This window comes from Neptunomonas sp. CHC150 (assembly GCF_030397555.1).
Taxonomy (GTDB): domain Bacteria; phylum Pseudomonadota; class Gammaproteobacteria; order Pseudomonadales; family Balneatricaceae; genus Neptunomonas; species Neptunomonas phycophila.
This window is the reverse complement of the sequence record NZ_JAPNXU010000013.1, coordinates 1-8,972: the sequence shown is the minus strand read 5'-3', so window position 1 is coordinate 8,972 and position 8,972 is coordinate 1. Positions and strand designations below refer to the sequence as shown.

General features: G+C 45.1%; 8 protein-coding genes. All 8 read left to right on the top strand.

Going from position 1 to position 8,972, the window contains the following annotated elements; translation table 11 throughout:
- Positions 1-1,287: type VI secretion system tip protein TssI/VgrG (gene tssI, locus OW491_RS17390; protein ID WP_290037183.1), on the top strand; the 1,287-nt coding region annotated here is incomplete at its 5' end.
- Between the two features lie 8 nt (positions 1,288-1,295).
- The gene (locus OW491_RS17385) at positions 1,296-1,802 is read left to right on the top strand and encodes a DUF6484 domain-containing protein (RefSeq protein ID WP_290037182.1); all 507 of its coding nucleotides are present in this window, start codon (positions 1,296-1,298) and stop codon (positions 1,800-1,802) included.
- A 10-nt stretch (positions 1,803-1,812) separates the two neighbouring features.
- A complete protein-coding gene (locus tag OW491_RS17380; protein ID WP_075174352.1) occupies positions 1,813-2,901 on the top strand; it encodes a DUF2169 domain-containing protein in 1,089 nt (362 codons plus the stop codon).
- Positions 2,902-2,903: 2 nt separating this feature from the next.
- A complete protein-coding gene (locus tag OW491_RS17375; protein WP_290037180.1) occupies positions 2,904-3,950 on the top strand; it encodes a hypothetical protein in 1,047 nt (348 codons plus the stop codon).
- Positions 3,940-5,550, top strand: coding sequence for a PAAR-like domain-containing protein (locus tag OW491_RS17370; protein ID WP_075174350.1), 1,611 nt, complete (start codon positions 3,940-3,942; stop codon positions 5,548-5,550). Before OW491_RS17375 ends, OW491_RS17370 begins: the two co-directional genes overlap by 11 nt.
- A gap of 9 nt (positions 5,551-5,559) precedes the next feature.
- Positions 5,560-6,630, top strand: coding sequence for a hypothetical protein (locus tag OW491_RS17365; RefSeq protein WP_290037177.1), 1,071 nt, complete (start codon positions 5,560-5,562; stop codon positions 6,628-6,630).
- 56 nt (positions 6,631-6,686) lie between these two features.
- Positions 6,687-7,934, top strand: coding sequence for a hypothetical protein (locus OW491_RS17360; protein WP_290037175.1), 1,248 nt, complete (start codon positions 6,687-6,689; stop codon positions 7,932-7,934).
- A 339-nt stretch (positions 7,935-8,273) separates the two neighbouring features.
- Positions 8,274-8,750, top strand: coding sequence for a type VI secretion system tube protein Hcp (locus OW491_RS17355; RefSeq protein WP_075174347.1), 477 nt, complete (start codon positions 8,274-8,276; stop codon positions 8,748-8,750).
- Positions 8,751-8,972: the final 222 nt, after the last annotated feature.

Genomic DNA, 8,972 nt, shown 5'->3' with positions numbered 1-8,972 from the left:
CACTTTATCTACCCCGGCCGCTATGAAGATAAAACTCACGGTGACCAGCTAACACGCCTACGTGTTGAAGCTGATGAGGCAGCTCATGATGTGATTACAGGGGAAGGCGGCTGCCGCAGCTTCTCTGCCGGTCACACCTTTGTACTAGAACGTCACGACGATGCCCCCGACGAGTTAGGCGAGTATGTCTTATTAAGCGTTAGCCACAAAGCTCAAGACTACTCCTACACCAGCAATGACGAACAAGACAAAGAATACAGTAACGAATTCCGCTGCATCTCATCAGAAACTATTTACCGTCCACCACAAACCACCGGTTGGCCGCGAATGCAAGGCCCACAAAATGCGATTGTTGTAGGTCCTGAAGGCGAAGAAATCTACACGGACGAATACGGTCGAGTTAAAGTCCAGTTTCCATGGGACCGCTACGGCGCTTACAACGAAAACAGCTCCTGCTGGGTGCGTGTCACCCACAGTTGGGCGGGTAAAAACTGGGGTAACATCTACCTACCGCGTATCGGTCAAGAAGTCATCGTCGACTTTATGGATGGAGACCCAGATCGTCCGATTATAACCGGCCGCGTGTACAACGCTGAACAAATGCCACCGTACGAATTACCGGCGAACAAAACCCAAAGCGGAACACTCACACGATCCACCAAAGGCGGCACGGCCAGTAATGCCAATGCGTTGCGCTTTGAAGATAAAAAAGGCGAAGAAGAGGTCTGGCTACATGCTGAAAAAGACCAACGTATCGAAGTTGAAAATGACGAATCGCACTGGGTGGGTCATGACCGCGTAAAAGAGATCGATCACGACGAAACGGTGTTTGTACATCACGACCGTACCGAGACAGTCGACAACAACGAGAAAATTCTCATCCGTAACAATCGTATGCACACAACGGGAATTGCCGAGATTAAAACGGTGGGCATGGTACGTGTGCACACGGTGGGTGTGAATGAGACCAATACGATTGGGGCGATGCAGCAGAATACGGTTGGGGTTAACCAAGACAATACGGTAGGGGTTAATCAAAGTACGACCGTTGGGCAAAACCAGACGAATACTATTGGCGAGAAAATGATCTATGAAGTAGGGGAAGAGATCATCCTTCGTACTGGGAAGTCGAGTATTCACATGCTGTCTGATGGCACTATCACCATCCAAGGTGTCGATATAACGGTGAAGGCTGAAGGCGAGATTAAAACCCAGTCGGGTAAAGATACGTCGGTTAAAGCTGGCGGTGTCATTTCATTAAAAGCGAAAAAAGTATTAGGTAACTAGGTATCAATATGGCCAGTAAACATGTGACAGAATCTTTATCTTTTTCAGAAGTTACGGAAAAAAAATCTGATCATGAGCCATTGAATCCTTATATTGATTCCGCGTTGCGAATGGAGAACGGCAAACCTGTTCATATAGAAATGCCTATATTAGGTGTGTTGACTGGGTTTAACTTAGCGGGCCAGCCATTAGTATCGCACGAGTATAGTGAATACGATGACATGATCGCTATGTCCACGACAAAATTAGAGCTTGATGATATCAACAAAAAAGTAACGTTGGTTTTTATCAAAGGTGATGTGAAGCAGCCAATGATTCTGGGTGTAGTGCAAGATCAAGTTCTAGAGATCAACACCCCTAAAACTATTGAATGTGCAGAAGGTATTTTACTTAAGTGCGGTGATGCAAAAATCAGCTTAGACAAAGATGGACACCTCCTCATTCAGGGTGTGACTGTGAGTACACAGGCTTATGGTACCAATCGTGTTAAAGGTAGTGCGGTGAAAATCAATTGAGCCATGCCAAATGGAATTGAATAACTTCACTCAATTAAACGCTCAATACTCATCAGGGTTAATGCCTGACGGAAGGTCTTGTGTAGTTATTGTTGCTAAGGGGTCTTGGGCTTTTCCGCAATGCTCAGGAGGTGAAGCGATACTCCTAGACCCAGAATCATCATTGGATATTATTACCGCTGATGTTTCGTTAGGGCAGCCAGGGTTTACGCCTATTTTATATGAGAATGACTTCGCTCGATTTAAGCCGCAATGTGATGTGATTATGCATGCCCATGCTTACTCGTTATCAAATAAACCAGAGGTAGAGGTAGGTCTTAAAGTTGGTTCGGAACTTGATAAGCGTTTTAGAGTATATGGCCCTAGGCAGTGGATAAAAAGTGGTTGGTCATTATCTTTAAGCAAAGCATTGCCTTTTGAAAAACAGATAATCCACTATGGCCTTGCATACGGCGGTGTTGATTATTCTGAGTTTGATAGTAAAGGTATTGCTCACACATTTGTTAACAACCCATTAGGCATTGGGTATGCGCCCAAAACTAATGCAAACGATTTAGACGGCAAACCAGCACCTCAATTAGAGCCTTTAAATCAAAAAATTACTCGATTTAATCAAGAAATCGAACCCGTGTCATTTGGCCCCATCTCAAGAAACTTTAAGGACCGATTAGCCTTGGCTGGCACCTATGATGAGCATTGGGAGCGAGAAGTCAGCCCTTTTTTGCCGGATGACTTTAAAGAGGCATTTTATCAATGTGCCCCAAATGATCAGCGTATTAGTCATTTGTGCGGTGGCGAAGAAATAACATTGAGCAACGTTATGCCAGAGGGAGAATTTTCGTTCGTCGTACCCGATACTCATATCTATGTATCAGCGATAAAATCGGGTGGTAATGAGCAGTTGCTAGATGTGAGAGCGGACACACTGATTATCGAACCAGAGCTACGTCGATTTAGTGTGGTGTGGCGGGCCAGTATCCCCATTGAATATTACAGTACGGAAATCAATACGATAATTGTAGGTCAGCCAACCAAAGCATGGCGTCTTGCGCGAGCAAAAGGCAAGGAATTTAAGGTGCTTAATGGAGGCATTAGATAACGATGCAACAACGTACGCCTGTGGAGGCTAATCGTCCTCTCGCTATCGAACAAATAGGGTTGGTCAGTGCTTTAGGTCGTGGCTGGAAAACTAATGGCTCAGCCATGTTGCTTGGGTACAGCGGCACCTACAGACAGCAGGCACGTTGTGACATCGACTCAAAGCTAAGAGGGTATTCTCGATTAGCAGCCTATGTTGAAGAGGCGTTAAGTGAAATAGCCTGCGATACCGTCAAGCATGTATTTTTATGTACCAGTGAAGCATCCAGACCAGGATTATTTTCTGATATACATAAAGCCAATTTACTTCAAGCATTAGTAAACCGTCCTTATATACAAGAACGATTAGGTGGTATTACGCTTGAGGTTATCCCTGAAGGCCGAGCAGCCTTAGCAAGTGCCCTAGAGCGAAGCAATACAGTAATGACGCAACCTGACGATAGGGTGCTTATTGTAGCGGCAGACACCTACCTCAACTCACAGACGCATTTACAATTGTTGAGCCCTCCATCTCGAGAAGGAGTGAGTAGAAAAGTGAGGGTGTTAACTGATAAAAATAGTGATGGCTTTATTCCCGGCGAAGGTGCTGGGGCTTTATTAGTGGGTAGACCCTTACAAAAGGAAGATCAACTTCTTATCCTTTCCACGGCAATAACCGAAGAACAAGCAGTCATTGATAGCGGCCTACCCTGTAAAGCGGTAGGGCTAACTCAAGCGATTAGAAAGGCATCGGAACGTGCGCAATCAGCGTTAGCCAACTGTCAATATCGAGTCGCGAGTGCCTCGGGTGAGCATTACTTTTTTGAGGAGGCTGGCTTGGCCCAAACCCGTGTGCTAGATCGTAAGATCGAGACGCAACCTTTGTGGTTACCCGCCAGTCATGTGGGGGAGATTGGTGCCGTGGCCGGTATTGCTATGATGAATATGATTTTATATGCCTCCTTACAAAATCCCTCCATGCGAACTGATTATTGTGCTCATGTCAGCAACGATGATTCGCCCAGAGCGGCTATGTTTGTTTCGTTTGAAAGGAGTGGTTATGCCAAATGAAGTGTTTGCAAACGGCTTGGAAGTGGCCTGTAAGGTCGCTGATGGCGTATCGACTGCGGCCTTTCCTGATCCATGTTGGAGCCCACCTTTTCCTAGTGCGGGTAAAGTGCTTATTCCTTATGCTAATACGGCCTTCGCTAAAGATTTAACGAACGCTAGCAAAACCGTCATGATTACTGGTAAGCCAGTAGCACTGAAAGATTACTCGTTTTTTAAAACCAGCACTGGGAACGAGCCTGCCACCATGGCGCTTGGTATGGGTAAGAAAACAGGGGTAATAAAAGGGAAAACTTATTTTCGCTCATGGTCGATGGACGTATTTATCGAAGGGTATAACGTATGTCGTCATACTGACAAAATGACGCACAATCACGGATCTGATCCGGGTAACACCGGTAACTGGACTTACATTGATACGGCTACCACTGAAAGAAAATGCCGTAGGGACCGTAATAGAGTTAAAGATGAGTGTGAAATAAAAGACGGCGAAAATAGAAGATTTCGTCGTAAGCAAGAGAAGCGAGCGAGGCGACATAACCCTCCACGGCGTGTCACGCCTAGAGACAAAACATGGAAAGATAAAAACTGCCTAGGCCTTATGATTAAGCCAACTAATATTGAGTCATTAGAATCGCGCCTTAACGATTTTCAAAATGAAGCAATGGAAGTAATGCATGATATTGACCAAGTGATCATTGATCTGATGGTCGATAAAGCGGCGGATTTTGGGGTTAGAGCGGGTGCCAAGCACGCGGCGGCATTGGGCTGCACTGTTTTTTCTCCTGCGGGAACGGCGGCGTGTGAGACAGGTGTCTTTGTTTACAATGTGGGTGATGGAATTTATACCGCGGTCACAGGTGCGATGGATGTATTTGAGCTAAAAGACGAAATTGGTGCTCTACGTGACCAGTTAAATACTGGCTTAGAGTACATAGAACAGCTAGACAAATACCGCAAAGGTGAAATAACGAAAGATGAATTCTGGGAGCACTTTCGTGACCAAATGAAAGAAATGGTCGCGAACAACGACTGTCTTAAAGCCCGTAAATGCATGTTATCGCCTTATAATAAATCGCAAACAGCTAACAGCCATGGTACGGATAGAAACACGGTTAGAAATCATAATACACAAGGGCGTGTAGGCTCCGCTGATGACCTTTTTGGTCAGTTGGGCAATGCTTCTGTCGGTGGCTGTTGCCCAGGACAAACTGGCCATCACTTGTTACCAGAAGCTTGGTTTAAAAATTGCCCTGCGTATACGAATAGCGTGCATCGTGCTGCTCCCGTTGTATGTGCCGAAGGTACGGGTCACAGTGATGGTACTCATGGAACTTTCCATACGGAAACTGATGAAATTACCAAACAACATTTAGGTGAAGTGCTTAGTATGTCTCGCGCCATAGAACTAGCAGCCGAGGCTCATAAGAATGCTGTTGATAGGGACTTTGGTGAGCGTTGGTTCGGTATGGAGCATTGTGATCCTGACTGTATAAAGGCACAACTCGATACGTTTTATAAACAAATTGATTGTGAGCCAGTACCGACAACTAAAGATGGGTCTACTGAACAGCAAACTACCGAAGGCTCTGGTGTAGAGTAAGGAGTGGAAATGGAAGATATAAAATATCGAATTTTGGATGGTTTCATAATCCATGATTGTGCAATTTTAGCGCCCAATTACTTTGCTGTTTCTGCAGAAGAGGAATTGCCTGAAGAGACATTTGACTATTATACCAGCAGAGGCCAAACACGTTTAGCTATACATAATTTGAAAGTTCAAGAGGATGGTAAACCTCCAGTTTGGGGGGCTACAACTTGGAATAGAACATCATTCTTTAACACGAGAGTAGTTAATACTGTGTTCAAAGAATCAATTATGATTGACGATGCTGGTTCTGTTTATTACGGCGGCCTTGGCGAAAATAAGCGGGTAGAACAAAAGCTCCCTAAACATTTACGTATCGAGAACATCTCGAAAGTAGGCGAGCAAGTATATGGGGTCGGCTTTGGACGCATTATCACTAAACGAATCGGCCCCGATCATTGGGAGTTAATGACTGAGTCCATTCAAGATTCAACTGCCAAAAATACAGGTTTTTATGATCTTGATGGCTTTGATGAAAACGATCTCTATGCCGTGGGCGGTAAGAATGACATCTGGCACTTTGATGGTGAAGACTGGAGTCCAGTTGATGTGGTCGATGCTCCGTTTCTTCCTATGTGCGTTTGCTGTGCCGAGGATGGCTATGTTTATATCGGAGGTGCATGGGGCATGATAGCCCGAGGCCGGGGTGATGAATGGGAAACCTACATGCCAGAATCCCGTGTTGATAAATTCTCCAGCGTCGTGAGTTACCAAGGGCGTATCTTTTTCGGGAATGAATCACGCGTGTATGTCATGCCACATAATGCGCCAACGCTCGAATACAAAGAATACGACTTTGAAGGTCAAATCAGCTCATTGGGTGCCCGCCGCATGGACGTAGGGCATGGATTAATGATGTTTGCCAGTTTAAGTCGGGTAGCGCTTTACGACGGTGTTCAATGGAAAATGATTTACAGCGGCTCCCCCATGCCTAAGGAAGAGGCTCAAGTACTCGAGATGATGACCCGCAATGCCGAAGACACCTTAGATGCAATGGGCGAGCTACTGGACAAACTCAAAACACTTAAAAAGTAGAGCACAACAAATGATATGCAGGGACGCGTCAATGAATGCACAAAGGAACAGCTAACATGGCACTATCTCCATGGTTAGCCTCTATTTTACGACACGATGCACCGCATGCATGGGTACTCAGGCACAATGCGACCCACTCATCACGTTTTTACCCATTGGATATCGCTCGGTATGATCGTCAACTCAATGAATACTTACATCTTCTTGAGTATGAAGCGCTGGATGGAGCTGATACGTTATCGAGGGTCGATCATGAGACGCAGGGCGGCTTATTCATCCATTTAACTTCGGCTATTCAACAAAGCAACTGGGAACACTTCATTACCTTGCTGAGTGAGTTGTCAGATGATTCTGAACAAGGTGAAGAGCTAGCCCAGTCATTAGCGTGGTTTCCTGTCTCGGTAACACACTCGTTTATACAATATGCCCTAGAGCATTCGTCACCTGTGGTACAAGCTGCTGCCATTAACGCGTCAGCAGCAAGAGGCGTTGATCTTCCTGTTGCCGAAGTGGCGTCATACTTAGGCGCTCAGGATCATCGAATTACGATAGCAGCATTACGTTACCTAGGTAATCGTAAATACCACGTCGATCAACTCATGTCGCTTGTAAATACCTTACTGACCAGCCAGCATGAAGGGGTGCGTTTCAATGCTATTCGAGCAGTACTTTTACTGGGGGACAGAGAGCGGGTTAGTTTGCTTCAGTCCTATGTGACCCAAGCTTGCGAGTATACACGCGAAGCGATTCAGCTTATTTACCCATTGTTCGACATAGCCCAACAAGAAGCACTCACAGCATCTATCCTATCGGCTGATTTATCGCCAACCATCAAACTCTATGCGCTGGCTGTATCAGGTGATACAGGTTACGTGCCAACTATAATAGAGTGGGCTTCACAGGCAGACTATGCACGTTTAGCCGGCGAGTCATTTGCGTTTATAACAGGGATCGACATTGAGGAAGAGAATCTATGTCCTGTTATAGAGGATGAAGACGAGAGTGAATTGCAGAATCTCGACAATATTAATGTAAGAAGGAAGCAAGACCCGTGGGCACAAGCCTATGAAAGTGATCTGCCGATACCCTCAGCTGAGCGGTTGCAGGAATGGTGGTCATCCCATCAGGAAGAGTTTAAAAAAGGACAGCGTTGGATTGCCGGAAAGCCCTACTCACAAGAGAACCTCAATACCATCGCAACTGAAGGCAACCAACGTCAGCAACGCGTGGCCGAAATAGCATTGGCTTTATCATATCCAGGTTCTTATGTGCATGATCTCACACTGCCGGCTGGTATCGGTTAACTACTCATGAAAAAGTTTGAAGATATTTAAAAAATTGCAAAACTAGGTATTTTTCTGATTTTTTTATAGAAAAAGATCACCTATCATAGCGTTTGTCTTAGCCTCCCAGACAATGGTAAGAAAAGGATGTCTTCCATGTGTATCGCAGCACCTTGCCGTGAGTAGTGCTGATGTCCTTTTTTATATTGTGTTTTCTGGAAGTAGTCCATGGCGGACGACTGTTTTTAAAATGGGGAAACACCCTTTAATTGAGCTAATGTTAGTTGGCTTCGTTAAAGGATTTGTAAGTGCAGGGGTCTCCTGCATTATAAATTTGTCAAAAAAAGGAACTGTAAACTCATGGCAATTTATTTAAAGATCGATGGTATTGATGGTGATGTGACGGCAGCGGGCCACGAGAATTGGGTTGAGTGTGACTCAATGGAATGGAATGTGACTCGTAGTTTGACCACCAAGCCTGGTCAGGGTAAAGATCGTGAATCAACGACGCCAGTTGTTGGTGAGATCACGCTAACGACTAAAATGGATAAGACCTCTCCACTATTTTTTGCTGAATCTTGCGTTGGCCAAGGTAAAACAGCAAAAATTCATATGGCTCAAACCAGCTCTTCAGGTATCGAAACTTATATGGAGTACACGCTGACTAATACGCTAATTAGTGGTTACAGTGTGATGAGTAACGGTGACCGCCCTGTTGAAGCTGTTTCTCTTAACTTCACTAAAGTAGAGATGAAATACACAACATGGAACGAGCAGCATCAACCAGAAGGTAGCGTGCCTGCTGGTTATGACATCGCTACAGGTGTTCGTCTGTAAGTTAGGTCTTTCTACCAAGACAGCAGCATGAGCTGTTGTCTTGGGTTTATCGATGTAGATGACCTATTACATCGCTATTTTTCCACATTAAACGATTTAATACACACTAGTTTGAGTGTAATTGGTGTGTTTGTAGCGTAACACAAGGAAGTGTATGGCTGACTTTAAGCAGCAAAGCCGCCTATTAGCAATCGATACCCCACTCGGTGACGATGTTTTTTT

Coding starts and splice junctions, on each gene's coding strand:
- OW491_RS17385 (WP_290037182.1), top strand. CDS start 1,296: ATGGCCAGTAAACATGTGACAGAATCTTTATCTTTTTCAGAAGTTACG.
- OW491_RS17360 (WP_290037175.1), top strand. CDS start 6,687: ATGGCACTATCTCCATGGTTAGCCTCTATTTTACGACACGATGCACCG.
- OW491_RS17380 (WP_075174352.1), top strand. CDS start 1,813: ATGGAATTGAATAACTTCACTCAATTAAACGCTCAATACTCATCAGGG.
- OW491_RS17355 (WP_075174347.1), top strand. CDS start 8,274: ATGGCAATTTATTTAAAGATCGATGGTATTGATGGTGATGTGACGGCA.
- OW491_RS17365 (WP_290037177.1), top strand. CDS start 5,560: ATGGAAGATATAAAATATCGAATTTTGGATGGTTTCATAATCCATGAT.
- OW491_RS17370 (WP_075174350.1), top strand. CDS start 3,940: ATGCCAAATGAAGTGTTTGCAAACGGCTTGGAAGTGGCCTGTAAGGTC.
- OW491_RS17375 (WP_290037180.1), top strand. CDS start 2,904: ATGCAACAACGTACGCCTGTGGAGGCTAATCGTCCTCTCGCTATCGAA.